Consider the following 24,403-nt stretch of genomic DNA (forward strand, 5'->3'; position numbering starts at 1 on the left):
CGGTAGCGACACTCTTGCCGAAGGGGCGGGGCGCCTCACTCAGTACCAGTCGAGCAACGACACACCCACGCCCAGGTACGAGGCCCGGTGGTTGTAGTCGATCAGGCTTTCGCCGTAGCCGTTGAAGGCTTCGAGGTAACCGCGCAGGTTCCCCACCAGCGGGAAGCTCCAGGTGAAACGCAGCGAACCGTGTGAGCGATCGCCCGTGCGGAAGGAATGCCGGGCGGCCAGGGCGAACTCATTGCGTCCCAGCTCGTGCACCACCTGGATTTCGCCACGCCCCATGTAATCCTGGATATCGGGGTTGTCGTCGTTCTTGCGCTCTTCGGGAATGCGCCACCATGGGCGGAGCATGATCGTCCACCCCTCGCGTTCGAGACCGATGTCGGCCACCACGCGATTCCAGCTGCGCGATAGCGGATCGGCGCGGCCGTTCGACTGGTGGTTGACGCCGATGCTCGCCAGGCGGCCCGTCCAGCCGAGGATCTGATAGTTCGTGGCGAAGGCCAGCAGCACCTCGGGTTCGTAGTTGGTTTCGCGGAACGGACGCGAATTGTCCTTGTTGTAGACCTGCCAGCGGGACGACTGCGTGTAGCCCACCCACAGATCGCCGTTGTCGCCGAACAGGTTCTCGCCGATCTTCGTCTTCAGCGAAATCTGGAATTTCGCCTCCACGCGATCGAGATCCTGCGGCGTGGTCACCGCGTGGTCCGGTGCGGGGCTATGTGGCGTCGTGTTCTGCTTCGACGCGGCGAAGAAAGGCAACACGTAGGTGGGCCGGTAACCGCGCAGGTTGAACGTGCCCAGCTTGGACTCGGGCGAAAGCTCCCACCGGCTGTCGAGCAGGGATAGCGGACGGGCGACGTCTTTCGAATCGCGCGTGGCCAGGTCGACGCTAATCGAGTTCGCCTTCTCGTCGGTTCGCTTGGCCGCCTGCGACATCTGCGTGCGGCCCACGGCCTTGTCGTAACACAGCAGGCGCTGCGAATCGGTTTCGATGGCCGAGCACGCACGGATATCCATCGGGCTCGGGTTCTGCGCGAAGGCGGCGCTCGCGTGTAAGGCGCAGGCGCCCAGCGCGCCGGTCACGGTGAAACGTTTCATGCGGTCACTCCCTGGTTCCGGCCGCTATGGCCAGAGGGGCGGAAGTGTATCCGCTGCCGATGTGTGAAAAATGTGCAGTGCTGGCGTTATCGAAGTGCGGAGGGCATCGCTGCCCTCCGCACGGGTGCATCGGTTACTGTCCTGCGCCGGAATGCGCCACCCACTTGGTGTATTCGGCCTTGCTGATCTTGCCGTCGTGGTTGGAATCGGCGTATTGGAAGTCGTTCGCCAGCAGCGGGTAGGCCGAGGCCTGCTTCTCGGTGACGGACGATTTGCCTCCCGATAGCGTCGCCCAATCGGGCGCTGGGCCGGCCGGTTTCGCCGGTGCGGGACCGCTGTTGACGGTGACCTGGCCCTGCGGCGTGTTCATCGGTGCACCGGACGTGGTGCCGGATTCCATGCCGCCGGGCGGCGGAGGCGGCGGGGGCGGCGCGTTGGAGGCGGGCGGCGGCATGCTCGGATCGGGCGCCTGCGTCGTCGCCGGCGGCACGCCATGGGTCGGCGGCGGCGGAGGCATGTCGGCGGGCGAGGCCGGCGGAGGCATGGCGCCCGGCGGGGGTGGCGTGGCTTCACCCGGCGGTGGAGGCGGGACCTGTTGGGACGGTGCCGGCGGCGGAACCTGGGCGAAAGCCGCACCTGTCAGCAGCAGCGATGCGCCGAAGGCTACGGCGCGAACGGGGTTCTTCATGGACAGCCTCCTTCGTTGTCGTGACGGTGGTCGCGAACCCTTCGTTCGCGACGACATTGCCGACGCTAGCAAGGAGCGATTTAATGGTGGCCCAACTGGAAAAAGGCCTCACCGTGGCGTCACGCGTATCCGACGGCCCCTCTACGCACGCCGTGATCCGCCTTTCCCAGCGTTCGGCGCAACTCATGCACCTGAACGCCCAGGGGCTGCTTCGGCGCCCCTCGCGCAAGGCGCGCGCATCCGATATCGACGCGACGATCGCACGCATGGCGCTGCTCCAGATCGACACGATCCACGTGGTGGCGAGGAGTCCGTACATGGTGCTTTTCTCGCGCCTGGGCGCTTATCGCGAAACCTGGCTCGACGAGGCCCTGGCGGACGGTCGCATCGCCGAATGCTGGGCGCACGAGGCCTCGTTCGTTCCCGCGGCGGAATACCGTTATCACCGCGATTATCGGCTCAGTCGCGTGAACCATTGGGCGTTGAAGCATGCGCAGCGCGCCCACGCCGAAGCGCGCGCGGACATGGACGCACTACTCGAACGCGTGCGCCGCGAAGGGCCGCTTCGCGCATCCGATTTCGAACGCGACGCCCCCGCCACGAAAGGCTGGTGGGGATGGAAACCCGAAAAACGCTGGCTCGAGGCGTGGTTCGCGCTGGGCGAGCTGATGGTCCTGCGTCGGGATCGCTTCCAGCGCGTCTACGACCTGGCGTCCCGTGTCACGGCGCGATGGCCCGAACCGCCACCGGCATCGTCGCTGGACGAAGCGGTCGTGCGACGCCATTTCATTCTCGCCAGCGTGCGCGCGTTGGGCGTGACGAAGGCCCGTTGGATCGCCGACTACTTCCGGTTGCGTCCACGCGTCACGCTCGAGGAGCTGTCACCGCTCGTCGAAGAAGGCACGCTCATCGAAGTGGCGTTCGACGGATGGGACGAACCGGCCTACGTGCACCGGGACCACGAGGCGTCGCTCGACGCGGCGTCACGCGGTGCGCTACGCGGCACGCTCACCACGCTGATTTCGCCGTTCGATCCCGTGGTATGGGATCGCGAACGGGCGCGCGATCTTTTCGGTTTCGATTACACGATCGAGTGCTACGTGCCGGCGCCGAAACGTCGCTATGGCTACTACGTGCTGCCGATCCTGCATCGCGGCCGCTTGGTGGGCCGGCTCGACGCCAAGGCGCATCGGCAGGAAGGCGTGTTCCGCGTGCTCGGGATATGGCTGGAAGCGGGGCAGGCCGCCTCGCCGGTGCTCGTCGCGTCGGTGGCGGGTGCCTTGCGCGAGTGCGCGGCATGGCATGGCACGCCGCGCGTGATCGTGGAGCGTGGCGAGCCGCGCGGCCTGGCCGCGCTGCTCGCCACCGCCTTGCGCGATTAGGGCGAGGTGGACGCCGGTGCCGGCACGTCGGCGCAGGACTTGCCCTTGAGCACGTCTTTCAGCTGACCGGCCAGCGAGGCGCAACGGGCGCCGAGCTGGTCGCGCATGTCCGGGTCTTGCGACTGGCGGAGCAGGCTGGTGCGCATCATGTCGTAGCGATTGTCGATCTGGTCGCGGGGGAAGACGCCGGCAGCCAGGTGACAGCTCTTGTAGCTGGCCAGGTACTCGTCGCAGGCCGCGATGCCCGTGCTGTCGGGCAGCGGAGCGTCCTTCGACTTCGTGGTCCGCGTGGAAGGCTTCGTCACGGCGGTGGACGAGGACCGGGTCGATTCGGCGTGGCCGGATGCCGCTTGCGTGGACGTGCTCCCGACGGTCCGGGTGGACGTCGTCGTGCTACGGGTGTTGTGGTCCGAACAGGCGGCGAGCACGGCCAGGCCGATGGCCAGGGGCACGATGCGGGATACGGGGCGGATGGTCATGGGCGGCGTTCCCTTGTGTGGATCGGCGGGGCAGAGCGTCGCACGTGAAGGTGCGACGCCGCCAGAGCATGGGCCCGGAGGGGGTGAACGCGACGTCATGCCGGTCGTGGGGCAGGTCGCCATCGCTATTTGCGGCGGAGACGGGTATGATCCGGCCACTGTGTTTGCCGGGGTCATAGAGTTACGTTGACCCGATGCCGCTGATTACGAATCCGCCACATCGCTTCGCTCCTCGCGTTTCCTTGCACACCAGTAATCGGTAGCTTCCTTTAAGTTACTGGTTTCATTCGTTATTTAGTTATTGGAGTGTTTCTATGTCGGATCGTGAGATCGGCACCGTCAAGTGGTTCAACGATGCCAAGGGCTTCGGCTTCATTTCCCGTGAGAACGGCCCGGACGTGTTCGTGCATTTCCGCGCCATTCAGGGCAACGGCTTCAAGTCGCTGGCCGAGGGCGAAAAGGTTTCCTTCAAGGTCGTGAACGGCCAGAAGGGCCTGCAGGCTGAGGAAGTGAACAAGGCGTAAGCCTGTTCACCGAATCGCTTCGCGAAAGCCGGGTGGAAACGCCCGGCTTTTTTCATGCTCGCGTTGTGGCGAATTTGCCGATTTTGCACCTTTCTTCACGAATGCGTGCGTGATCTCCGTCAAAAAATCGTCCTCTGTAGGATTTTTCCTACAGACGTTGTCGAAAATGTGGTTATGATCGGCCGTACTGTGTTTGCGCGGTCACGCGAGTGACCCGATGTAGGCGAGTCAGTTCCCGCTCCATCGCATCACCCATGCCATGCATGCCCAGTAACGTCGCCGGCTCGCAGCCGGTATTTGTGTTCCGATAGAGGGTGTGTGTAATGGCAACTGGTACGGTGAAGTGGTTCAACGACGCCAAGGGTTTTGGATTCATTACCCAGGATGAAGGCGGCCCGGACGTGTTCGTGCATTTTCGTTCCATCCAGGGCAACGGCTTCAAGTCTCTGGCGGAAGGCCAGAAGGTCGAATATACGGTGACCCAGGGCCAGAAGGGCCCCCAGGCCGATAACGTCGTTCCCAAGTGACGTTCTGACGGGCCGGCATTCCGCCGAAAGCCCTGTCGACTTCATGCTCCCCCGGACCCTGTTTCCGGGGGAGTTTTTGTTTGTGCGTGCGGCACTGCGCTACGCTGGCGGCATGTTCCCCGGAGACAGCCAGTGACCGCCATTACCCTCGAAGGCAAGCCACGCGACCTGGGCGACGGTTTCGTGGTGCGACGCCTGTTGCCGAACCTGAAGGCCCGGCATGTGGGGCCTTTCGTCTTCTTCGATCATTTCGGGCCGGCCTCGTTCCACGAGGATGCCGGCCTGGACATCCGGCCCCATCCGCACATCGGCCTGGCCACGGTCACGTGGCTGTTCGAGGGCGCCTTGCGCCATCGCGACAGTCTGGGCAGCCTGGTGGACATCCACCCGGGCGACGTGAACTGGATGACCGCCGGGCGCGGCATCGTGCATTCCGAGCGCACGCCTCCCGACGAGCGGCGCCACGGCCAGGACATCCACGGCGTCCAGGTATGGGTGGCCCTGCCGAAGGCGCACGAGGAGATCGCCCCCGAGTTCCATCATCACGGCAAGGCGTCGCTGCCGACGAAGGAGATCGACGGCGGCTCGCTCGTCGTCGTGGTGGGCGACGCGTACGGGGAGCGCTCTCCCGTAAAGGTTTTTTCCCCGATGTTCCTGGTGCAGGCACGACTGCGCCGGGGCACGCGGTTGCCGATGCCGGAGAAGCACGCGGAGTCCGGCGTCTACGTCATCGAAGGCAAGGTCAGCCTGGGCGGCCTCACGCTCGGTCCGAAGGACATGGCGGTGGCCTTCGACGGCGAGCGGCCCGAGTTGAGCGTGGACGACGATGCGCTGGTGATGCTCTTCGGTGGCGAGAAGCTCGATGGCGAACGCCACATGTGGTGGAATTTCGTCGCCAGCTCGCCCGAGCTGATCGAACGCGCGAAGGCGGACTGGAAGATCGCGAACCACGAGCGTTTCCCGAAGGTGCCGGGCGACGAGAACGAGCGGATCCCGCTGCCGGATCACTGATCGGTCGCGCGGGCACCGATGCGGGCGACGAAGCATCGTCGGCTATCGAAGGGAGGGCCATCCATGGCCGGTTTTGCGAGTTTCGGCGAGTTCTATCCGTATTACCTCGGCGAGCATGCCGACGTGCGTTGCAGGCGACTGCATTTCGCAGGCAGTTGCGTGGTGCTCCTCGTCCTGGCGTTGGCGGTGCTCACGGGCCGCCCCGCATGGCTATGGCTCGCGCCCGTGGCGGGCTATGGTTTTGCCTGGATCGGCCACTTCGTCTACGAGAAGAACCGGCCCGCCACGTTCCGGCATCCGCTGTACAGCCTCATGGGCGACTGGCGGATGTTTTTCGACATCCTCCGCGGGCGCGTCAGGCTGCGCTGAGCGCCGGTTGACGATCGGCATGACGCCTGGCGCGACGGCTGGCGCTCCAGGCCGGCAGGTTCATCTCGTCGCGCGCCTGGCGACAGGCATCGATGAGTCGCGCCACGTCCTCGTCGCGCATGCCCGCGTTGAGCGTGAGGCGCAACAGCGACCGGTTGACGGTCGTGGCCGGGGCGCTGAATACCGAGCCGAATATCCCGTGGCGCTCCATGACGTCGCGCACGTGGGCGGTCAGCAGTTCGGCGCCCGCCTCGAAGGCCACGATCTGTTCGGTCCCGTCTTCGATCGGATAATCCATGGCGGCCAGCTCGCCGCGCACGTGGCGGGTGACCTCGCGCAACCGCTCGCGGCGCCAGGTTTCCGTGCGGATCACGCGATGCGAGGCCATGAGGCCGGCCATGTCGTGCGGCAGCAACGACGAGCTGAAAATGGCGGGAAGGGCCTCGCAGCCGAAGTAGTCCTTGAATCGCGTGGTGCAGGCGATGAATCCCGCGCGGGTGCAGTAGGCCTTGGCGAGACTCGCGGTGATGAAATGCACGCGGTCGTTGAGGCCGAGGCTGGCCACGAGGCCCTCACCGTGCTCGCCGTGGGTGCCCAGCGAATGCGACTCGTCGACGACGAACACGCAGCCGTTGGCCTCGGACAGGTCGGCGATGCGCTCCAGCGGGGCAAGACTGCCGTTGGTGCTGTAGACCGAGTCCACCACGATCACGCCGGGTCCGTGGCGCAGGATCTGCCGTTCGAGATGGGCGAGGTCATTGTGCAGCACCGAGACGGCCGTGGCGCCCGCGCTGCGGATGCCCTCCCACAGCGAGGCGTGCGCGAGCATGTCGACGTAGACGGGTACCCGCTCTGCGGCGATGGACTGGATCAGGCCCACGTTGGCCGCGAATCCCGACTGGGCGAGGATGCCGTCTTCGCTGCCGACGGCTCGCGCCAGTTCGTGTTCGGCCTGGCGAAGCGGCGCATCGGCATCCTGCTGGAACAATGCCGACATCATCATGCCGAGCCCGCCTCGGCCGAGCGATTCCCGTTGCGCCTCGACGATCGCGGGATGGCCCGCGATGGCCAGGTAGTCGTTGCTCTGGAGCATCAACGCATCCGCCTGGGGACGGCTTCCACGCAAAATGTGACGGCCGCCCCAGTCAAGGGCCACGCGTTCGTCGTGAAATCGTTCGACCCTGCGGTGAACGAAATCGGGGAGCGCTGGCGCCTTGGCGATGCGGTGAACGGCGGAAATCTGTTCCATGGGTATCTCTCTCTCTGGTGAGGGTGCGGGCGACAGGGTGCGCGGCGCACGGTCATGCGTCGCGCACGCGCCGGCCTCGCCCAGGCCGGCGCAGCAACGGGGGAGGCGCAGCGTCCGCCTCGTGATTGCCAGAGAGAGATCGAGCTAGATGAACCGCGGGCGGCTGTCGGCGGAGAGGCTCAGGTCCTGTTCGCGCAACCAGCTCCTGTAGGACTTCACGTGTTGCAGGCGGAAGCGCTCCACGTCATCGATGAGGGCGTAGTAATACCACTGCTCACCTGAAACGGCCGTGGCGGGATACATGTGCGCTTCGGGGTTTTCCACGCCCTTGTGGTAAAAGCCGTCGCGGGATGCGAACCAGGGCAGGGCTTCGCCGCTGCGGAGCGCGTCGAGCACGGGCGCGGGCGCGCCCAAATCTGCCGCAATTTCATAATGCGTGCGGAGGTCTTCATCGGTCTGCACGAGCAGGAACCGGCCGATGCCCCAGGCGTCCACCAGCAGCAGGCCGGTGGGGTTGCAGTGCACGTAGCACTCCACGGGCTGGAAGGTGGCGGTCACGCTTTGCAGCACTTCCCGGAAGGCAGGATCGCGCAGGAACCTGAAGTTGCCCAGTGCCAGGGTTTCGGCCACGAAGGCGCTGGCGCGCTCGAAATAGCGGCGTTGCAGTTCGACGATGGCGGCCTGCAGCTTTTCGATGGCGAGCGGGTCGTTCTTCCGGATGAAACGGTCGATGACGCCAGAATTGAAAGCGTCGATCGCGGTCGCGTCGTCCGCCCGGCCGGTAAGGAGAATCTTGCCGATGTGCGGGTTCGGCAGGCGCTTGCAGAAGGTGATGCCGTCCATCTCCGGCATCGCCTGGTCGACCACCACCACCGAGACCTCGGCGAAGCGCTCGGGGTCGTAGACCACCCGGTGGATGGAATCGATGTCCAGGGCGACCAGTTCCTGCGTTTCGGAGGGCCGGTCCTTCCAGCGATACAGCCAGCCGCCGCCGGGGACGGGGCGGCTGCCGTTGTTGCCCAGGGTGGCCAGGGCGCTGCGCGGGGAGCTGAAGGTGCGCACGCGTACCATGGGATCGAGCAGGAGCGGCACGACGTCGAGGTATTCCTCGTGGTCGTCGACCAGCACCGTGGTGGTGGGAAAGTGGAAGGGCTGGATATCGCCCTGCGAGTTCAACGTCATCACTGCCGGTCCCCGGAATGCGGATGCGGGAAAGTCAGGGTGAATTCGGTGAATTCACCCAGGTTCGTTCGGCAGACGATGCTACCGCCCATATGCTCCATCGCCGCGCGGCAAAAAGCGAGCCCTATGCCGAGGCCGGTGACCGTGCCCGTGCCGGCGCTGTGGCTGGCATACGAGTAGAAGCGATTGAAAATACGGGGCAAGACGTCCGGCGGGATGCCCGGACCGGTGTCGTGGACACGGATGCGATTGCCGTCGTCGTCCGGCTCGATGTACACCCGGATCTCGCCCTTGCCCGCCCGATCCGTATGAAAAAGCGCATTCCGGAGCAGGTTGAAGAGGATGTGCACCACCAGGGTTTCCTCGCCCACCAGGGCGAAATCGCCCCCCGGCGCCAGGGTGATGCGCTCGCGCTCGGCCCGGGAGCCGTAGGGGAAGCGCCTCAGGGCCTGCTCGACGCATTCGCGGGCGGTCAGGGGGACCAGGGGTACCTCGCCGATGGGGCGCGCCGACAGCAGGAGCATGTCGATGATGGTATTGGCATAGGTGACCTCGCGCTCCATCACGCCGATGCTGCGCTCGAGCGCGTGCAGGTTCTGCTCGCGGATTTCCGGCACCGGCAGGCCCTCGCTCTCGGCGAGCCGATGGCTGCGCAGCAGGTCGGGCATGAACCGGGCGACGGCCCGCGCGGCGATGCGCAGCGACCCCAGGGGCGTGCGCAACTCGTGGGCGATGTTGTTCGAGGCGGCGGTCAGGGCGTCGATGCGCGACTGATCGGCGACGTTGGACGAGACGGTGCAGGTGGCGCCGCCGACCATCGCGAACAGCAGGAGGGGAACGTATTCGAGCATCGTCCGCGTGTGCAGGTGCGCCTCGGGCGAGAGCGCGAACACGAGGGCCGCCATGAGGCTGCCCAGGGTGAACACGAGCAGGAAGCTGGCGATGTCGAAGAGCATCATCAGCAACATCACGCAGGCCATGTGGGTCATCAGCCAGGCCGGGGTGGCGTTGCGCAGGGTCATGTAGCCCACGAAGAAAGGCATCGCCACGGTCATGGCGAAGTACCAGTACGTCGGCAGGTGGGTGCGCAGCCGGCGCGGCCACCAGGGCAGGAGGGCCAGCGGGATGAACGTGGCGCTGCAGATCAGCCGCATCGGCAGGTTTTCGTACGGCTGCGGAAACAGGTACGCCCAGACCGGGTAATACACCGCGAGGCAGAAGCTGCCCACCACGCCGATCGCCACCATCTTCGGCTGCGAATAGCGGGTGCGCAGGAACATCGTGGTTTCGAAACGGGCCATGGCACGGAAGAGCAGCCATAGCTGCATCTTCACGAAGGGCCTGCGCTCGACGGGCTTGTCCTCGGGATGTGGCGACATCGTCTTCAGGGACGGCCGGGCGGAAGGGGCATGCGGGTCACCGGTACTGACGATGGCAGGATTGGCAGGCCTCGCCCACCGGTCGCAGGGCGGTCGACAGGGCGGCGCACGAGGCGGGAGCCGCGGCGACCGCCTCGTCGAGGGAGGACGAGAGGCGATCGGCCGCCTGGCCGAATCCCGCGTCCATATCGGTGCCGAAGGCCTCGCGGACGTCGCTGGCCGTCTCCCGCAGGCGGTCGAGGTGCATGGCCACGCTCTTGGCTTCGCAGGTGTTCGCCCGCATGTCGGCGCGCAGCGCGTCGACATGGTGGTCCATCACGGCCATGACGCCCTTGTGGAACGGCGTGCCCTGGCGCAGGGCCGACAGGGCGGAGGTGGCGCCCACCGCCCCGATGGCGAGGCCGAGGATGACGAGGAGCAAGGCGCGCATCGGATTTCCATGGATCGTGAGATTGTGAGCATAGCCGACGGTCCGCTTCTTTCAATATGAGACAATGAACGCATTACCTGATACCGGAACACCCGTGAGCACCGCCCAGGCCGAACGTTTCGCCGGCATCGAACGGCTCTACGGCCGCGGCAGCCTCGGGCGCCTGGCCGACGCCCACGTTTGCGTGATCGGCGTGGGCGGCGTCGGCTCCTGGGCGGCCGAGGCGCTGGCCCGCAGCGGCATCGGGCGGCTCACCCTGATCGATGGCGACGATGTCTGCCTGTCCAACACCAACCGCCAGCTGCATGCCCTCGACGGGCAATACGGCAAGCCGAAGGTGGGCGTGCTGGCCGAGCGGGCCCATGCGATCAACCCGCTCATGCGCCTGGAGGCGGTCGAGAGCTTCCTTACCCCTTCCAATCTCGACGATCTGCTCGATCGCCACTACGACGTGGTGATCGATGCCTGCGACGCCCTGAAGGTCAAGCTCGAGACCATCGTATGGTGCCGGCGGCGCAAGCTGCCGCTGGTTACCGTCGGCGCGGCGGGCGGCCGTACCGATCCCACGCTGATCCGCGTGCGCGACCTGTCGCGTACTGAGCACGACGCCATGCTCAGCATGATCCGCAAGAAGCTCAGGCAGGAGCACGGCTTTCCGCGCAATCCCCAACGGTTCTTCGGCGTGTCGGCGGTGTATTCCATGCAAAACGTGCAGTACCCGCAGCCGGACGGCAGCGTGTGCGGGGTGCGTCCGCCAGGGGCGGACGCGTTGAAGCTGGATTGCGGCGGGGGCCTGGGCGCCGCCACGCACGTGACGGGTGCATTCGCGTTCGCGGCGGTGGGCAAGGCGCTCGAAAAACTGGCGGCGCCGGCCAAGGGCTGACAGGCCCGCGCCTCAGCCGGCCTTTGCCGCGACGACGCGCAACGCCGCTTCCAGCCGACCGATGTCCTCCTCGGCCGCCAGGCTCAACCGAACGCCGCCCCGTCCCACGGTCACGGCGACGCCCGCTTGTCCGATCCGTTCGCCCACGACCTCGGCATCCGCTCGCGGCAGCCACGCATGCAACGCGTCCGCCGTCACCAGCGCGTCGCCCAGGATCGTCCTCGCCAATGCATTGCGTTCGCGCAGGTGCCCGCGCAGCCCGTCGAGCAACCCGTCGGCCGTGCCATCGGCCAGCCACCGCCCGACCACGGCCGGCAGCAGCGCGGGCAACCCGTCCGTATCGCGAGCGATGCTCGACGCCAAGGCATCCCGCTTTTTTTCATCCGGAAGCAGTAGCCAGCCGATGCGCAGGCCGGGACCGAGCACTTTGCCGATGCCGCCCGCATGCAGGCAGCGGTCGGGCAGCAGGGAGGAGAGCGGCGGGAGAATCGCGCTACGCGGCAGCAAAGGCGAATACACGTCGCCCTCGATGAGGGTCAGTCCGCGGACGAGGGCGACGTCCGCGATCTCGCGACGTCGCACGATCGACATCGTCCGCGTGGTCGGATTGTGCAGGGTGGGTTGCACGTACAACGTGCGTGCTCCGCTCGATCGCGCGGCATCGTCGAGGGCGTCGGGCCTCAGGCCGTCGTCGTCCATGGCGACCTCGATCGTGCGCACGCCGCGGGCTTCCGCGGCGGCACGAAAGCCATGATAGGTCGGCGATTCCACGAGCAAGGCATCGCCCGGCGAACAGCACGCGTCCAGGGCCAGCACCAGGGCATGACGGGCGCCCAGGGTGAGCACCAGTCGACGGCCGTCGGGCAGGTCGTGGCCGCCGTGCCTGTCCATCCATCCGGCGATGGCGTCGAGCACGCCGGGATCGCCGCCCGGCGCCGGATAGGCCAGCATCCGCTCATCGATGGGGGCGTGTGCGAGAGCCCGCCGCAACCGTTCGGCGACGGCGGAACGCAAGGGTAGGTTTACCGCCAGATCGTAGTGCTTGGCCATGGCGGGTTACCCTTCCGTCCCATGTGGTGCGTCTATCTCATCGAATGCCGCAACGGCAGCTGGTACGCAGGGATCACCAACGATCTCCCGGCGCGCTATGCCGCGCACGCGGCGGGCAGGGGAGCACGCTACACGCGTGCCCATCCCCCCGTGCGGCTGCTCGGTTTCCGCCCGTTTCCCGACCGCTCGACCGCATCGAAGGCCGAGTACGCGCTCAAGCGCCTGCCCAGGGAGCGAAAACTGGCGTGGTTGCTCGACGGGGCTCAGTGAACGTCACCGCCGGGCAGGGTGTATTCGAGAACGTAATGGTGCGTTCTATCCGGCGTGATATCGATATCGAGCGTGCCGCTGATGCCCTTGAGTTCGCCCGTACCCGAGTCCGGAACGATGGCGATGCGCAACTCGCGTCCCGCCGGCGACATGATGCCGCGATGCACGAGCGCGAAGCTGCCGCTCCTGCCGTCCAGCGAGCCGGTGAGCCGTTCCACGGCGGCGTAGGCCGCGGAATGTTTCTCGGCGGTGCTGGCGGCGGAAATCATGTGGCCGTGCGACTCCGCATTGAGCGGGCCGTGATAGCGCTTGGTCAGGAGGAACGTTCCCAGCGTGCTGCCTTCGCCTTCGTCGGGCGTGCCGTCGGGCTCGATCTTGACGTCGAACGTACCTTTCGCGGTGTGGGTCATGGGGCTACCGATCGGATTCGTGTAACGGCTAGGATGACGGCATGTCCGGAAACGAACGACAACACACGAAGGTTACGCCCGATTGGCACCGCTGGATAGCCGAGTCCCTGCACGCCGGCTCGCGTGCGGTCGACATCCTGCAGACGATGATCGACAACGGATTCGCCGAACGCGCGGCCTGGACCGCCATCGACGACGCGTACTCGATGCACGGCACGTCGCCCGCCGCGTCGCCAACGGAACGCACCGTGTTCCGCAGCCGACTGGCCGACGGGCACGAACTCGATGCGGGTGACCGGACGGTGCGAGTCCTCGCGCGGATCGCCCGCCCTGCCGTGGCCGTGCTCGACGGCGTGTTGTCGGCAGAGGAATGCAGGGCGTTTCGCGACATGGCGGCACGGCGCCTGACGCGTTCCGCCGTGGTGGACCGGGATCATGGCCGCCATGCGGTGATGGATATCCGCACCAGCGACGGCGCCTATTTCCAACGCGCGGAAAACGAACTGGTCGCGCTGGTCGACCGGCGCGTTTCCGCCTTGATGCACTTGCCCGAGGAACATGGTGAGGGGCTGCAGGTGATGCGGTACGGCATCGGCGGCGAATACCAGCCGCACTTCGATTATTTCGATCCGGCCGACAAGGGCAGCCTGCCGCACCTGAATACGGGCGGCCAGCGCGTATCCACCTTGATCATGTACCTCAACGACGTGGAAGCCGGTGGCGAGACGATCTTCCCGCGCATCGATTTCAGTGTCGTGCCGAGGGAGGGTCAGGGCCTGTATTTCGAATACGACACGCCGGAAGGCGGTCTGGATCCGCTCACGCTGCATGGCGGCGCCCCGGTGACCCGGGGCGAGAAATGGATCGTGACCAAATGGATGCGGGAGAGGGCGTTTCCCGGCTAAGTCGTCAGCTGGCGCGACGCACTTCGCGGTGGGGCGGGTAGTACGCGAACAGGTGGGTCGCCCCGCCGAGGAAATCGATGTTGTCGATGTGCTCGCCGCCCAGTCGCTCCGCGACGTGATCGGAGGCCTCGTTGCCGATGCGCACGAGACTGATCACGCGTTGCGCATGCATGCGGTTCCACGCGTAGTCGAGGATCGCCGCGCCCGCTTCGGTGGCATAACCATGGTGGCGGTGGTCGGGCTTGAGCATCCAGCCCAGTTCCAGGTCGGGCCAGCCTTCGGGTTTCATCAGGCCGGCGCGGCCGATGAATTCGCCCGTTTCGCGAAGTTCGATCGCCCACATGCCGCAGCCACGCAACGCCCAATGGCCCAGCAGCATGGCCATCGAACGCCAGGCGTTCATGCGGTCGAGCGGTTGGCCGTCACCGATCCAGCGCGTGCTGTCGGCGTCGGCGAGCATGCTCGCGTAGTCGTCGAAGTGACGCTCGTTGAGCGCGGTGAGCCGCAGCCGCGCGGTTTCGATTACGGGGATGTCGCAGATTGCCATCGAAGTGACCAAGGGTTCAGCCGATCAGTGCTGCCAGCGCGCGGGTAGTCGACGCCAGGCTTTCCGGCCAGGACAAGCCGACTATTTTCTCACCAGTGAGCGCGTCGTTAAAGTCCTCTTGCTGGCCCGGAGCGAGGAGGTGTCGATAATCGACCGTGATTTCAGTGCCTTGCGGCAAGTCTTTCGCAGCGAAGATGAACCCCAGGTGCCAGAGCCCGGTAGGGGCGAAGCTGTGGTTCACGTAGCACTCGTCGGGCCAGTCGGGCGAGAGCGTATAGCGGTCGCCGAACCAGCGTGCGGCGGCGTGGAGATCGGGCGAACGCTCGATCTCGTTCCATGCGTAGGTACGGTCGATGGCGTCGGGCGCGGTGACGACCTGGCCGGCGGCCACGAATTCCTCGACGAACAATCCCTTGCCGGCCCCGGGAATCCCCGAGGCGGCGATGCGGTAACGCGGCAGGATCATCGGATCATCAGGCCCTTGTTCCGTCGCGGGTGGCGAATGTTTCGCCCCCGGCATGGGGCGCGAGTGTAGCGCGTTCATGGCGGGGCGGAAGGGGGAGGGCTGCCTTCCGCCCCGCGGGGATTACTCGTCGTTATCGGTCGGGTGGGGCTTGTTGGCGGTTTTCGCTTTCTTTTTCGCGGGCTTGTCGTCGGCAAGCAGGATCGCGTCGCGATTGCGGTCGATCAGCGAGGGGCCGATGCCCTTGACGTCGGTGAGCTGGTCGGCGGACTCGAAGGCGCCGTTGGCTTCGCGCCAGGCGACGATGGCCTTGGCCTTCGCCAGTCCCACGCCGTCGAGCGACTGGGCGAGGGTGGAGGCGTCGGCGCTATTGACGTTGACCGGCGTGGAAGCGAAAGCGGGCGAGGCGAGCAGCAGCGCGGTGAGGGCGGAAAGGTATCGGTTCATGGGTATCTCCTCGTGGACTCGCGTCGGGTGACGCGAACGGATCACTTTGCGTGCGGTGGGACCGCTCGCGAACCGGTCGAGGGCGGTGAAACCCGTCGGCGCACGGCCAGCATCCGGGCGCGGGCGAGGCCGTCGTCCCCGAGGGCCTGCCGTCGGCGCTGCTACAATCGCGTTTTGCCCCACGAGTCGTCTCGCCATGGATACCTCCCGCATCACTTCCTTCGTCAGCGGCCTCTGGGACGCGGAAATCGTCCCGCAACTGGTCGAGTACATCCGCATTCCCAACAAGTCGCCGATGTTCGATGCGCAGTGGCGCGAACACGGCTTCATGGACCAGGCCGTCACGCTGATGGAGACCTGGGCCCGTTCCAAGCTGTCGGCTTTCGATGGCGCCACGCTTGAGGTGGTGCGCCTGGAGGGCCGTACGCCGCTGATCTACATCGACGTTCCCGCGCAGGGCATGAACGGCGGCAAGGGTACCGACGAAACCGTCGTGCTTTACGGCCACCTCGACAAGCAGCCCGAGATGACGGGCTGGGCCGACGACCTCGGTCCGTGGACGCCGGTGATCAAGGGCGACAAGCTTTACGGCCGCGGCGGCGCCGACGACGGCTACGCCATCTTCGGCTCGCTGGCCGCGCTGCTGGCCCTTCGCGACCAGGGCATTCCGCATGCGCGGTGCGTGATCCTGATCGAAGCCTGCGAGGAATCGGGCAGCTACGACCTGCCGTACTACGTCGACCACCTGGCCGACCGCATCGGCAACCCGGCCCTCGTGGTCTGCCTCGATTCGGGCTGCGGCAACTACGACCAGCTCTGGCTCACCACCTCGCTGCGCGGCATGACCGGCGGCAACCTGACGGTGCAGGTGCTCGAGGAGGGCGTGCACTCGGGCGACGCCTCGGGCGTGGTGCCGTCGAGCTTCCGCATCCTGCGCGAGATCCTCGGCCGCCTGGAGGATCCGGCAACCGGCCGCATCCTGCCGAAGGAACTTTATGTCGAGATTCCGGCCCAGCGCGTCGAGCAGGCGCGTCGTTCCGCCGAGGTGCTGGGTACGGCGGTGTACGACAAGTTCCCGTTCGTCGAAGGCATGCAGCCGGTGACCGACGATCTCACCGAACTGGTGCTCAATCGCACCTGGCGCCCGCAGCTGGCGGTGACGGGCGTCGGCGGCATGCCGCCGCTGGACAGCGCCGGTAACGTGCTGCGCCCCAAGACCGCCGTGAAGCTCAGCCTCCGCGTGCCGCCGACCCTGTCGGGAGCGGAAGCCGGGCGGTTCCTCAAGCAGCTGCTGGAGAAGGATCCCCCCTACGGCGCCAAGGTCACCTTCGCCCTGGAGAAGGACGGCAGCGGCTGGAACGCCCCCGCGCTTTCGCCGTGGCTGGAGGACACCGTGGCCCAGGCATCGCAGGATTACTTCGGTCAGCCCGCCGCCTACATGGGCGAGGGCGGCAGCATTCCCTTCATGGGCATGCTCGGCGAGAAATTCCCCAAGGCCCAGTTTCTCATCACCGGCGTGCTCGGCCCGCACTCGAATGCGCATGGCCCCAACGAGTTCCTGCACATTCCCACCGGCAAGCGCGTGAGCATGGTGGTGGCCAGCGTCGTCGCCCGCCACTTCCAGGAAGCGGCCGGGGCATGACGGCCGATGCATCCACGCTCGCCGGCCGCCTCGCCGCCGTGCGGGCGCGGATCGACGATGCCTGCCGGGGCGCGGGTCGCGATCCGGCGGAGGTGCGCCTGTTGCCGGTGAGCAAGACGTTCGGTGCCGACGTGGTGCGGGAAGCCGTCGCCGCCGGCGAGCGCCGCTTCGGCGAAAACAAGGTGCAGGAGATTCAGGCCAAGGCGATCGAGCTGGCCGCCGAGCACCTGGAATGGGTGGTGATCGGCCACCTGCAGACCAACAAGGCCAAGGCCGTGGCGGCCTATGCCTCCGAGGTGCAGTCCCTGGACCGCCTCGACCTCGCCGTGGCGCTGGACAAGGCCCTGCAGGCGGCGGGGCGGGGCATCGACGTGCTGGTGCAGCTGAAGACCTCTACCGAGCCGACGAAATCGGGCCTCGCGCCGGAACACCTGCTGGACTTTCTCCGTCAGTTGAAACCGTTCTCCTCCTTGAACGTCAGGGGATTGATGACGCTGGCCGAAGCCTCCGACGACGAGGCCGTGGTCCGTCGCTGCTTCCGTGATCTGTATCGCTGGCGTGACAGGGCCAGGCAAGCCGGCCACGGTGTCGAGCGCCTTTCGATGGGCATGAGCGGCGACTTCGCCCTGGCCATCGCCGAGGGCAGTACCGAGGTTCGTATCGGTAGCGCGATTTTCGGCGCCCGGGGCGGCCACGCGTAAACCCGCCGTACCGTCGAAGGTTGCCCGGGCACTTGCCGATAATGTGCAGCGAATTACCGGTTTTCGGCCAAGGTCTTCATTACGTTCAGGTTTCACCTTTGTGATCGTAATTTTTTGACGTTCTCTGAATATTTCCTAGGAGTTGCCGTTTTTAACTTTAACCGAACAAAATTGACGTTTCGGTTTGCTAACTTCACCGCTCGTTCACGGGGATCCACCCGTCGTGGTGGCTTAACTTATCGATGAATAGGCCTTCTCGCTCATGCATTTAAAGCGACTGACCGCTCTCGCGTTAGCCACCTGCTGTTTCGCCTCGGTTACGCCTGCCATCGCCGATACTGTCACGGCTCCGAAAGGTCTCGACCAGTCCGCTTCGATCCTCCTGACTGACTTGCCGGTGTTCACCCCGGCGAACGCCCTGGCGCAGTCCACCATTCCCGACGTCGCCTCCCTGATCGCGCCCAAGGCTCCCACGGTGGCCGACAACGCGGCCGTCGACGGCGACAACCCCGCCGACGACGATGACGACGACAGCCTCGTCGCTGCCGCCACCGCCAAGCTGGCCGGTCACGTTGACGGTCACGCCCGCGAGGCCCTCCTGGCCTTCGCCATGAAGCTGCGCGACATCCGTTACCACCGCGGCGGCCGTGCCCCGTCCACCGGTTTCGATTGCAGCGGCTTCGTCCGCTACGTGTTCCTCCACAGCATCGGCCTCGACCTGCCGACCAACTCGGCCAGCCAGTTCCTCGCCGGCCTCAAGGTCAAGCGCAACGAGATGAAGACGGGCGACCTCGTGTTCTTCCGTACGCGCGGCAAGGCCATTTCCCACGTGGGCATCTACATCGACAACGGCCAGTTCATCCATTCGCCGTCGGCCGGCAAGACCGTCCGCGTCGACAGCCTCAACGAGGCCTATTGGTCCAAGCATTTCGTGGGCGCGAAGCGTCCCGAGGGCATCAGCAACATCTGACGGGCAACCCTTCAACGTATATTTCCGAAACGGCGTGCTTCGGCATGCCGTTTTTTTTTGGTTCATCGCGGTTACCGTGGAGCCTTTGCCCAGCCCGCCGTATCCTTTCCCCATGCCAGCACGACCTTCCCGCGCCTCGACACCCACCTACGGCCTCGCTCGCGTGCTTTCCAAGCGCGGCATCTGCTCGCGAAGCCAAGGCGAGAAGGCCGTGCGCGAGGGCAGGGTGCGCGTGGACGGTCGGCTGATACGCGATCCTGAATTCCCCATCGCGGGGCACGAACGCATCGAACTGGACGGCGAAGGCGCGCAGGCCGCGGCGTTCGTCTATGTCGTGGTGAACAAACCCCGTGGCCTCGTGGTGACCGCGTCGGACGAGCGCGGCCGGGATACGGTCTATGCCTTGCTCGAAGGTGCGGGCCTGCCGTGGCTCGGCGCGGTGGGTCGTCTGGACAAGGCCAGCGAAGGCCTGTTGCTGATGTCGAACGACACCGTGTGGGCGGCTGGGATCACCGACCCGGCCACGCACGTGCCGAAGACCTACCACGTCCAGGTGTCGGGGCAGCCCGACGAGGCCACGGTGGCGGCCATGCTTCAAGGCGTGGTCGACGGGGGGGAGCCGCTGAAGGCGGGCGCCGCATCGGTGCTGCGGCGGGGCGAGAAGACCGCCTGGCTCGAGGTGACGCTCGACGAGGGGCGCAATCGCCATATTCGCCGGTTGATGTCGGCGTTGGGGTTCGAGGTGCAGCGGCTCGTGCGCGTGGCCATCGGCGAGCTGCCGCTCGGCGACTTGCCCAAGGGCCAGTGGAGACATCTCTCCGCCGACGAGGTCGCCGCCCTTCGGCAGCGACGATCGCGGACGGGGGCCGCTCCCACCCTTCGGTAGCAGGCTTTCCTGCCAGAGGGCGGGAGCGGACCCAGTCCGCGGTTCCTGCGAAGCGAAACGCTTCAGGCCTTCAATACACCCAGCTTCTTTCCGACCTTGGTAAACGCCGCGATCGCCTTGTCCAGGTGCTCACGCGTATGCGCCGCGCTCATCTGAGTGCGAATGCGCGCCTTGCCCTGGGGCACCACGGGGAAGAAGAAGCCGGTGACGTAGATGCCTTCGTCGAGCAGTTCGGCGGCCATCGCCTGCGCCTGCTTGGCGTCGTAGATCATCACCGGCACGATCGGGTGTTGGCCGGGACGGATGTCGAAGCCCGCTTCGGTCATTTTTTCGCGGAAATAGCGGGTGTTTTCCTTTACGCGCTCGCGCAGATCGCCTGCCGAAGCAAGCATGTCGAACACCTTTGTGCCGGCGGCCACGACGTGCGGCGGGAGCGAGTTGGAGAACAGGTAGGGGCGCGAGCGCTGGCGCAGCATCTCGATCACTTCCTTGCGGCCCGTGGTGAAGCCGCCCAGCGCACCGCCGAGTGCCTTGCCCAGGGTGCCGGTGAAGATGTCGATCTTGTCCATCACGCCGTGGAACTCGGCCGAGCCCCGGCCCGTATCGCCGAGGAAGCCGGTGCAATGGCATTCGTCGATGTGCACGAGGGCGTTGTATTTCTTCGCCAGCGCGGTGATCTCGTCCAGCGGCGCGATGAAACCGTCCATGGAGAAGGCGCCGTCGGTGGTGATGAGCTTGGTGCGTGCGCCGGCGGCGTCGGCCGCCTGGAGCTGCGCTTCGAGGTCGGCCATGTCGCAGTTGGCGTAGCGGAACCGCTTGGCCTTGCACAGTCGGATGCCGTCGATGATCGAGGCATGGTTGAGCGCGTCGGAGATGACCGCGTCTTCCTCGCCGAGTAGCGGCTCGAACAGGCCGCCGTTGGCGTCGAAGCAGGCGGCGTAGAGAATGGTGTCCTCGGTGCCGAAGAAGTCGGCGATCTTCTTTTCCAGTTCCTTGTGCAGGTCTTGCGTGCCGCAGATGAAGCGCACGCTGGCCATGCCGAAGCCGTGGGTGTCCAGCGCCTGCTTGGCCGCCGCGATCACCTCGGCGTGGTCGGCGAGGCCCAGGTAGTTGTTGGCGCAGAAGTTGAGCACCTTGCGCCCGCCGTCCAGTTCGATTTCGGCGGATTGCGGCGACACGATGATGCGTTCGCTCTTGAAAAGGCCTTGCTCGCGGATGGCGTCGAGTTCGGCGGCGAAACGGTCTTGGCCGGGGTAGGACATGATGGAGGCTTCCGGGACGTAGAAGACCTCCGATTGTGAGGCCTTTGCCCGGTGGATAAAACCTCGGTCAGTGAAGGCCGAAATCCACCCGGGTCGTCCGGCCGCCGTCGTCGATGCCTTCGGCGCCGGGTTTAGGCGCCAAGACGAACAGCCGCTTGTCGTCCGCCTTGCCCTGGAGCCATACCCTCACCGCATTGGCCCGTCGTTCCGCCAGGTGGCGCAAGGCGTCGGCGTCGACCGGCATGTTGGTTTCCATGAGCGTGCGCATCTCGTCGGGCGGCAGGGACTTGGCCAGTCCGATGAGGTTCTTCGGTTTGGGGAAAGAGGCGTGCCGATAAGCCCGTTTGAGGTATCGATCTTCGTCGTCGGGCGTGGTCTCGTCGTTCTCCTTGTCACCTTTTTCCTGCCGGATGAGGTCGTCGACCATCACGGCGCGCAGGCCGGGTTCGTCCTTGGCCGGGTCGACGCGGCCGACGATGTCCAGGCTGATCGACGGCTTGTCGGCGAGCACCTTGGCGATGTCCGCCAGCTTCGACTGCGCGCCGGCATCGAGCTCCGCCGATCCCGGGGCAAACTCCACGTAGCCGAGGTCTTCGCGCCCGCCGCCAGCCGAGGCCAGCAGACGGAACGGCGAGGTCACCGCCTTGACGATGAGGTTGCCGATGGCGCGCCAGACCAGGCCGCCGAGACTGAACTGAGGATCGTCGAGCGAACCCGAGACAGGGACGTTCACGTCGATGCGCCCCTGGCTGTCCTTCAGCAGGGCGACGGCGAGCTTCACCGGCAGATGGCTGATGCCAGGCCCTTCGATGCGGTCGCCGAAGGTCAGCTGGTCGATGAAGATGTGGTTGTTCGCGGTGAGCTTGCGCTGGTCGAGCAGGTAGTGCACGTCGACGTTGAGGCGTCCCTTGGTGATGGGATAGCCCGCGTACTTGCCGGAGTAGGGCGATAGGTTGGCGAGCTGGATGCCGTCGGCCTTGGCCGTGATGTCGAGGAAGGCCACGGGCGTGAGCGGATTGACGGTGCCGCGGATGTCGACCGGCGCGTTGTCGTCGAGCTGGCCCTGGAGCGTCAGCTCCGCCGGTGCGTGCCCTTCCGTGGTGCCGAATGCGCCGATCTTGCCGGTGAGCTTCGTCACATCGGCGGTGTAGTTGGGCTTGATGAAATTATCGGTGTAGTTGAGGCGGCCGCCGGTAAGCGAGATCTGGCCGATGTGGATGTCCGCCACGGGTTTGGCGGGCGTGGCGGGCTCGGACTCGGGTGTCGGCGTGGCCGGTGCGGGCGTGTCGCGGGCTTCGGTGACCGATACCGTACCGGGTGCTTCCGGGCTGGCGACGACGTCCTGCAGGTTGAGTCGGCCGGTCGTGTTGACGATCACGCGGGCGTAGAAATCGGCGAGCGCGAGCCCGCCGATGGACGCGCGCGGCGCGGCCTCGCCCATCTGCACCGTCAGGTCCGATGCACTGAGCGAACGCCAGCTGAGGAAGTCCGCTTCGGTCGCCTTGTCCAGCACCCGCACGCGGCCGAGGGTGGCCTGCCCGCGATAGGCGATGCGAGCCGCCGTGTTGCCGCGATCGGTGTAGCGAACCCGCCCCTCCATGCTCAACAGGCCGCTGGCCACGCGTACGTTCAACGGCACGGTCACGAGCGATTGAAGAGGGGCGATGTCGATGCGGCTGGCCTTTACGTCGAGGTCCGCGTCGAGGGGGCTCGGTGTCACCGGTCCGGTCACGGCGAACGTGCCCTTGCCCAGCGAGCCTTCCAGGTGCAGGGCGAGCGGTTTCTTCATGTCGTCGGAGAGGCCGTCGATGCCGAACGACTTCGCCTGCAGTACCACGGCGTTGCGCCTGTTCGGCGACGACGCATCGCGCAGGGTAAGGGTGCCGTCGTTCAGGGCGACGTGCGCGATGCTCCAGCGCCATGGCGTGGAAGGCGTGGCGGGCTTCGACGGGGGTGATCCCCTCGCCACGCGCGTGAGGTCGAACGAGCCGTCGGCGAGACGGCGCGGTTCGAGCGAGAGGCCGTCGAGGGTGAGGCTGTCGAGGCGAGCCTCGTTGCCCGCCAGATCGAGCAGCGCGATCGAGGTTTTCAACGACGACCACGCCACGGGGAGCGCCTCGTCGCGATGCGGCACCAGGCGAAAGTCCTCGAGCTTCGCCTGCGTTTTCGCGATGCGAAGGGCGAAAGCCCGGCTCCAGTCCACGGCTAATTCGCCATCGGCGTCGAGGGTACCCGAGGCCACGTCGGCGTCCAGGAGCGGCGGCGCCAGCGGCATCAGCGTGGCGAGCGCGATCCTGTCGAGCGATAGCCTGCCCGCGTAGCGGCCGGCGGCGGGGTCGAGCGTGCCCCTCGTCTTGAGACGGCCTCCGGCCATTCGCGCGGTGGCGTCCACGGTGGCGGCCCGGGCGGCCACCGTGGACAGGCCCCGTACGTTGCCGTCCAGTTCGTCGAGCACGAGCCGGCTGGGCGCCGGGCCGGCGAGGTTCGCGTACTCGAACCGGGAGCGTTTCAGGGTCAGTGCGTCGATGCGCACGTCGGTGGGTTTGGCGTCGGCGTCGGAAGCGCCGGGCGTGCTCAGCGCATCGAGGTTGCTGCGGCCGTTCGGCAGGCTGGCGTAGCGCAGGTCGAGGCCGTCCAGGGCGACGATGCCCAGACGATAGCGCGAGGTCAGCGGTTCCAGCGCGGTCAGTTCCACGTCGCCGTGGCCGAGTCCCAGCAGCGGCCCGCCGTCTTTGCCGGCGACCTTCAGCCCGTCGACGACGAGCCGGCCGCTCAGGATCACGTGGGGTTGCGCATCGGCCATGGTGAAACGGATGTCCAGCCGTCCGGACAGCTTGCCGTCGGACATTCCGACCGGCAGTGGCGTGGGCACGAAGCCGACGTAGCGGGGCAGGTCGAGGTGGTCGAGCCGGAAACTCAGCAGAGACTCGCGGTCGTTGGCGAACGGCTTGGTCTGTCCTTCCACGCGTAACGGACTGCCGTCCACGTTCATCGCGAGCAGCGGCCGCACGTAGATGTCCGTCGCGCTGGGAAGGTTGGCGATGAAGGGGAGGCCCAGTTCGATATGGTCGAAGCGATGGCTGGCGTCCAGCACGCGATCGTCGACATCCACCTGTCCGCCGTGAACGGCGATGTTGGACAGCGCGAACCGGGCGGGTTCCGCATGGGCAGGGGCCGGAGACGAGGCGAGGCGTTCGAGGATGTCGCTGAAGTTGAAGCGTTGCGGCGCGCTGCGCCGTATACGGATGCGCGGTCCTTCGACATCGAGTGCATCCAGGACCGGCGCCACGCGGAAAAGCGACGACCAGGATGCGTTCGCGGTGATGCGGTCGACGTCGACGAACGGCGATGTGCCATCCGCTTCGCCGATGTGCAACGCCTCGACGGTGACCTTCAGGGTGAACGGATTCAGCGAAAGCCCGCCCACGGTCACCGGGCGTCCCAGCGCGGCGCTGGCGCGCGACTCGATCTGCGAGCGGAGCAAAGGCGGCGCGGCGAAGAAGCCGAGAAGCCCGAAGGCGATCGTCGCGACGACGAGGGCGAAGGCGATGCGCCGCGCGTGGCGCGAACGGTACACGGTCAGGGCGCGCTCGCGTCCCTCGTGCCAACGGATCCGGCCCTTCGTCTTGCGCGTTTCCATGCA

General features: G+C 66.4%; 26 protein-coding genes. 12 read left to right on the plus strand and 14 right to left on the minus strand.

What is annotated here, in order from left to right:
* Positions 1 to 39: 39 nt before the first annotated feature.
* On the minus strand, positions 40 to 1,104 hold the full coding sequence (locus JNG39_RS02900; protein WP_368309559.1) for a phospholipase A: 1,065 nt from the start codon (positions 1,102 to 1,104) through the stop codon (positions 40 to 42).
* Positions 1,105 to 1,237: 133 nt separating this feature from the next.
* Entirely contained in the window at positions 1,238 to 1,792 is a 555-nt protein-coding gene (locus JNG39_RS02905; protein WP_368309560.1) for a hypothetical protein, read from the minus strand.
* 83 nt (positions 1,793 to 1,875) lie between these two features.
* On the opposite strand from JNG39_RS02905, the gene JNG39_RS02910 reads away from it, so the two are divergent.
* Positions 1,876 to 3,174, plus strand: a complete 1,299-nt coding sequence (locus JNG39_RS02910; protein WP_368309562.1) for a winged helix-turn-helix domain-containing protein — start codon at positions 1,876 to 1,878, stop codon at positions 3,172 to 3,174.
* Here the strand turns inward: JNG39_RS02910 and JNG39_RS02915 are convergent.
* Positions 3,171 to 3,653: a hypothetical protein gene (locus JNG39_RS02915; RefSeq protein ID WP_368309563.1), complete on the minus strand. Its 483-nt coding sequence runs from the start codon at positions 3,651 to 3,653 to the stop codon at positions 3,171 to 3,173. The two genes, JNG39_RS02910 and JNG39_RS02915, sit on opposite strands and share 4 nt — an antisense overlap.
* 314 nt (positions 3,654 to 3,967) lie before the next feature.
* Between JNG39_RS02915 and JNG39_RS02920 the strand changes: the two genes are divergently transcribed.
* From JNG39_RS02920 to JNG39_RS02935, 4 genes are all read left to right on the plus strand, one after another.
* Positions 3,968 to 4,177, plus strand: a complete 210-nt coding sequence (locus tag JNG39_RS02920; RefSeq protein WP_046967385.1) for a cold-shock protein — start codon at positions 3,968 to 3,970, stop codon at positions 4,175 to 4,177.
* A gap of 323 nt (positions 4,178 to 4,500) precedes the next feature.
* The gene (locus JNG39_RS02925) at positions 4,501 to 4,704 is read left to right on the plus strand and encodes a cold-shock protein (protein WP_036111837.1); all 204 of its coding nucleotides are present in this window, start codon (positions 4,501 to 4,503) and stop codon (positions 4,702 to 4,704) included.
* A gap of 132 nt (positions 4,705 to 4,836) precedes the next feature.
* Positions 4,837 to 5,715: a pirin family protein gene (locus JNG39_RS02930; protein WP_368309564.1), complete on the plus strand. Its 879-nt coding sequence runs from the start codon at positions 4,837 to 4,839 to the stop codon at positions 5,713 to 5,715.
* A gap of 63 nt (positions 5,716 to 5,778) precedes the next feature.
* Positions 5,779 to 6,084, plus strand: a complete 306-nt coding sequence (locus JNG39_RS02935) for an Mpo1-like protein (protein ID WP_368309565.1) — start codon at positions 5,779 to 5,781, stop codon at positions 6,082 to 6,084.
* Here the strand turns inward: JNG39_RS02935 and cqsA are convergent.
* From cqsA to JNG39_RS02955, 4 genes are all read right to left on the minus strand, one after another.
* Entirely contained in the window at positions 6,071 to 7,333 is a 1,263-nt protein-coding gene (gene cqsA / locus JNG39_RS02940; RefSeq protein WP_368309566.1) for an alpha-hydroxyketone-type quorum-sensing autoinducer synthase, read from the minus strand. The genes JNG39_RS02935 and cqsA overlap by 14 nt on opposite strands.
* Positions 7,334 to 7,477: 144 nt before the next feature.
* Positions 7,478 to 8,515 (minus strand): response regulator, encoded by a 1,038-nt coding sequence (locus tag JNG39_RS02945; RefSeq protein WP_144910830.1) that lies wholly within the window; start codon positions 8,513 to 8,515, stop codon positions 7,478 to 7,480.
* Positions 8,515 to 9,894 (minus strand): sensor histidine kinase, encoded by a 1,380-nt coding sequence (locus JNG39_RS02950; RefSeq protein WP_368309569.1) that lies wholly within the window; start codon positions 9,892 to 9,894, stop codon positions 8,515 to 8,517. The genes JNG39_RS02945 and JNG39_RS02950 overlap by 1 nt, the downstream gene beginning before the upstream one ends.
* A gap of 37 nt (positions 9,895 to 9,931) precedes the next feature.
* Complete coding sequence (locus tag JNG39_RS02955) at positions 9,932 to 10,324, minus strand: cytochrome c (RefSeq protein ID WP_368309571.1); 393 nt, start codon at positions 10,322 to 10,324, stop codon at positions 9,932 to 9,934.
* Positions 10,325 to 10,418: 94 nt separating this feature from the next.
* Between JNG39_RS02955 and JNG39_RS02960 the strand changes: the two genes are divergently transcribed.
* Positions 10,419 to 11,207 (plus strand): ThiF family adenylyltransferase, encoded by a 789-nt coding sequence (locus tag JNG39_RS02960; protein ID WP_368309572.1) that lies wholly within the window; start codon positions 10,419 to 10,421, stop codon positions 11,205 to 11,207.
* A 12-nt stretch (positions 11,208 to 11,219) separates the two neighbouring features.
* Here JNG39_RS02960 and JNG39_RS02965 read toward each other — a convergent pair whose 3' ends face one another.
* Positions 11,220 to 12,257: a PLP-dependent aminotransferase family protein gene (locus JNG39_RS02965; RefSeq protein ID WP_368309573.1), complete on the minus strand. Its 1,038-nt coding sequence runs from the start codon at positions 12,255 to 12,257 to the stop codon at positions 11,220 to 11,222.
* Between the two features lie 21 nt (positions 12,258 to 12,278).
* Here JNG39_RS02965 and JNG39_RS02970 point away from each other — a divergent pair, with 21 nt between their 5' ends.
* Complete coding sequence (locus JNG39_RS02970) at positions 12,279 to 12,527, plus strand: GIY-YIG nuclease family protein (protein WP_368309575.1); 249 nt, start codon at positions 12,279 to 12,281, stop codon at positions 12,525 to 12,527.
* Here JNG39_RS02970 and JNG39_RS02975 read toward each other — a convergent pair.
* On the minus strand, positions 12,521 to 12,937 hold the full coding sequence (locus tag JNG39_RS02975; protein WP_368309576.1) for a DUF3224 domain-containing protein: 417 nt from the start codon (positions 12,935 to 12,937) through the stop codon (positions 12,521 to 12,523). The two genes, JNG39_RS02970 and JNG39_RS02975, sit on opposite strands and share 7 nt — an antisense overlap.
* 41 nt (positions 12,938 to 12,978) lie before the next feature.
* On the opposite strand from JNG39_RS02975, the gene JNG39_RS02980 reads away from it, so the two are divergent.
* Entirely contained in the window at positions 12,979 to 13,842 is an 864-nt protein-coding gene (locus JNG39_RS02980; RefSeq protein ID WP_368309578.1) for a 2OG-Fe(II) oxygenase, read from the plus strand.
* 4 nt (positions 13,843 to 13,846) lie between these two features.
* On the opposite strand, the gene JNG39_RS02985 is transcribed toward JNG39_RS02980, so the two are convergent.
* From JNG39_RS02985 to JNG39_RS02995, 3 genes are all read right to left on the minus strand, one after another.
* Positions 13,847 to 14,383, minus strand: a complete 537-nt coding sequence (locus JNG39_RS02985) for a GNAT family N-acetyltransferase (protein WP_144911547.1) — start codon at positions 14,381 to 14,383, stop codon at positions 13,847 to 13,849.
* Positions 14,384 to 14,405: 22 nt separating this feature from the next.
* Positions 14,406 to 14,855 carry an SET domain-containing protein-lysine N-methyltransferase gene (locus JNG39_RS02990; protein ID WP_368309579.1) on the minus strand — a complete coding sequence of 150 codons (450 nt, stop codon included), beginning with the start codon at positions 14,853 to 14,855 and terminating at the stop codon, positions 14,406 to 14,408.
* Between the two features lie 120 nt (positions 14,856 to 14,975).
* Positions 14,976 to 15,299: a ComEA family DNA-binding protein gene (locus tag JNG39_RS02995; protein WP_368309580.1), complete on the minus strand. Its 324-nt coding sequence runs from the start codon at positions 15,297 to 15,299 to the stop codon at positions 14,976 to 14,978.
* Positions 15,300 to 15,495: 196 nt separating this feature from the next.
* Between JNG39_RS02995 and JNG39_RS03000 the strand changes: the two genes are divergently transcribed.
* From JNG39_RS03000 to JNG39_RS03015, 4 genes are all read left to right on the plus strand, one after another.
* The gene (locus JNG39_RS03000; RefSeq protein ID WP_368309582.1) at positions 15,496 to 16,941 is read left to right on the plus strand and encodes a M20 family metallopeptidase; all 1,446 of its coding nucleotides are present in this window, start codon (positions 15,496 to 15,498) and stop codon (positions 16,939 to 16,941) included.
* On the plus strand, positions 16,938 to 17,642 hold the full coding sequence (locus tag JNG39_RS03005; RefSeq protein WP_368309584.1) for a YggS family pyridoxal phosphate-dependent enzyme: 705 nt from the start codon (positions 16,938 to 16,940) through the stop codon (positions 17,640 to 17,642). Before JNG39_RS03000 ends, JNG39_RS03005 begins: the two co-directional genes overlap by 4 nt.
* A 397-nt stretch (positions 17,643 to 18,039) precedes the next feature.
* Complete coding sequence (locus JNG39_RS03010; protein WP_368309586.1) at positions 18,040 to 18,612, plus strand: C40 family peptidase; 573 nt, start codon at positions 18,040 to 18,042, stop codon at positions 18,610 to 18,612.
* A 112-nt stretch (positions 18,613 to 18,724) separates the two neighbouring features.
* Positions 18,725 to 19,498 (plus strand): pseudouridine synthase, encoded by a 774-nt coding sequence (locus JNG39_RS03015; RefSeq protein ID WP_368309587.1) that lies wholly within the window; start codon positions 18,725 to 18,727, stop codon positions 19,496 to 19,498.
* Between the two features lie 62 nt (positions 19,499 to 19,560).
* On the opposite strand, the gene kbl is transcribed toward JNG39_RS03015, so the two are convergent.
* Positions 19,561 to 20,760 carry a glycine C-acetyltransferase gene (kbl, locus tag JNG39_RS03020; protein ID WP_368309588.1) on the minus strand — a complete coding sequence of 400 codons (1,200 nt, stop codon included), beginning with the start codon at positions 20,758 to 20,760 and terminating at the stop codon, positions 19,561 to 19,563.
* 67 nt (positions 20,761 to 20,827) lie between these two features.
* A complete protein-coding gene (locus tag JNG39_RS03025; RefSeq protein ID WP_368309589.1) occupies positions 20,828 to 24,400 on the minus strand; it encodes a DUF748 domain-containing protein in 3,573 nt (1,190 codons plus the stop codon).
* Between the last annotated feature and the right edge of the window lie 3 nt (positions 24,401 to 24,403).

The organism is Luteibacter sp. CQ10 (assembly GCF_040900725.1).
Taxonomy (GTDB): domain Bacteria; phylum Pseudomonadota; class Gammaproteobacteria; order Xanthomonadales; family Rhodanobacteraceae; genus Luteibacter.

What these genes read in the sequence shown, in the direction of transcription:
- JNG39_RS02900 (WP_368309559.1), bottom strand. Translation starts at nt 1,104, where the DNA reads ATGAAACGTTTCACCGTGACCGGCGCGCTGGGCGCCTGCGCCTTACAC.
- JNG39_RS02905 (WP_368309560.1), bottom strand. Translation starts at nt 1,792, where the DNA reads ATGAAGAACCCCGTTCGCGCCGTAGCCTTCGGCGCATCGCTGCTGCTG.
- JNG39_RS02910 (WP_368309562.1), top strand. Translation starts at nt 1,876, where the DNA reads ATGGTGGCCCAACTGGAAAAAGGCCTCACCGTGGCGTCACGCGTATCC.
- JNG39_RS02915 (WP_368309563.1), bottom strand. Translation starts at nt 3,653, where the DNA reads ATGACCATCCGCCCCGTATCCCGCATCGTGCCCCTGGCCATCGGCCTG.
- JNG39_RS02920 (WP_046967385.1), top strand. Translation starts at nt 3,968, where the DNA reads ATGTCGGATCGTGAGATCGGCACCGTCAAGTGGTTCAACGATGCCAAG.
- JNG39_RS02925 (WP_036111837.1), top strand. Translation starts at nt 4,501, where the DNA reads ATGGCAACTGGTACGGTGAAGTGGTTCAACGACGCCAAGGGTTTTGGA.
- JNG39_RS02935 (WP_368309565.1), top strand. Translation starts at nt 5,779, where the DNA reads ATGGCCGGTTTTGCGAGTTTCGGCGAGTTCTATCCGTATTACCTCGGC.
- cqsA (WP_368309566.1), bottom strand. Translation starts at nt 7,333, where the DNA reads ATGGAACAGATTTCCGCCGTTCACCGCATCGCCAAGGCGCCAGCGCTC.
- JNG39_RS02945 (WP_144910830.1), bottom strand. Translation starts at nt 8,515, where the DNA reads ATGACGTTGAACTCGCAGGGCGATATCCAGCCCTTCCACTTTCCCACC.
- JNG39_RS02950 (WP_368309569.1), bottom strand. Translation starts at nt 9,894, where the DNA reads ATGTCGCCACATCCCGAGGACAAGCCCGTCGAGCGCAGGCCCTTCGTG.
- JNG39_RS02955 (WP_368309571.1), bottom strand. Translation starts at nt 10,324, where the DNA reads ATGCGCGCCTTGCTCCTCGTCATCCTCGGCCTCGCCATCGGGGCGGTG.
- JNG39_RS02965 (WP_368309573.1), bottom strand. Translation starts at nt 12,257, where the DNA reads ATGGCCAAGCACTACGATCTGGCGGTAAACCTACCCTTGCGTTCCGCC.
- JNG39_RS02970 (WP_368309575.1), top strand. Translation starts at nt 12,279, where the DNA reads ATGTGGTGCGTCTATCTCATCGAATGCCGCAACGGCAGCTGGTACGCA.
- JNG39_RS02975 (WP_368309576.1), bottom strand. Translation starts at nt 12,937, where the DNA reads ATGACCCACACCGCGAAAGGTACGTTCGACGTCAAGATCGAGCCCGAC.
- JNG39_RS02980 (WP_368309578.1), top strand. Translation starts at nt 12,979, where the DNA reads ATGTCCGGAAACGAACGACAACACACGAAGGTTACGCCCGATTGGCAC.
- JNG39_RS02990 (WP_368309579.1), bottom strand. Translation starts at nt 14,855, where the DNA reads ATGATCCTGCCGCGTTACCGCATCGCCGCCTCGGGGATTCCCGGGGCC.
- JNG39_RS02995 (WP_368309580.1), bottom strand. Translation starts at nt 15,299, where the DNA reads ATGAACCGATACCTTTCCGCCCTCACCGCGCTGCTGCTCGCCTCGCCC.
- JNG39_RS03000 (WP_368309582.1), top strand. Translation starts at nt 15,496, where the DNA reads ATGGATACCTCCCGCATCACTTCCTTCGTCAGCGGCCTCTGGGACGCG.
- JNG39_RS03005 (WP_368309584.1), top strand. Translation starts at nt 16,938, where the DNA reads ATGACGGCCGATGCATCCACGCTCGCCGGCCGCCTCGCCGCCGTGCGG.
- JNG39_RS03015 (WP_368309587.1), top strand. Translation starts at nt 18,725, where the DNA reads ATGCCAGCACGACCTTCCCGCGCCTCGACACCCACCTACGGCCTCGCT.
- kbl (WP_368309588.1), bottom strand. Translation starts at nt 20,760, where the DNA reads ATGTCCTACCCCGGCCAAGACCGTTTCGCCGCCGAACTCGACGCCATC.
- JNG39_RS03025 (WP_368309589.1), bottom strand. Translation starts at nt 24,400, where the DNA reads ATGGAAACGCGCAAGACGAAGGGCCGGATCCGTTGGCACGAGGGACGC.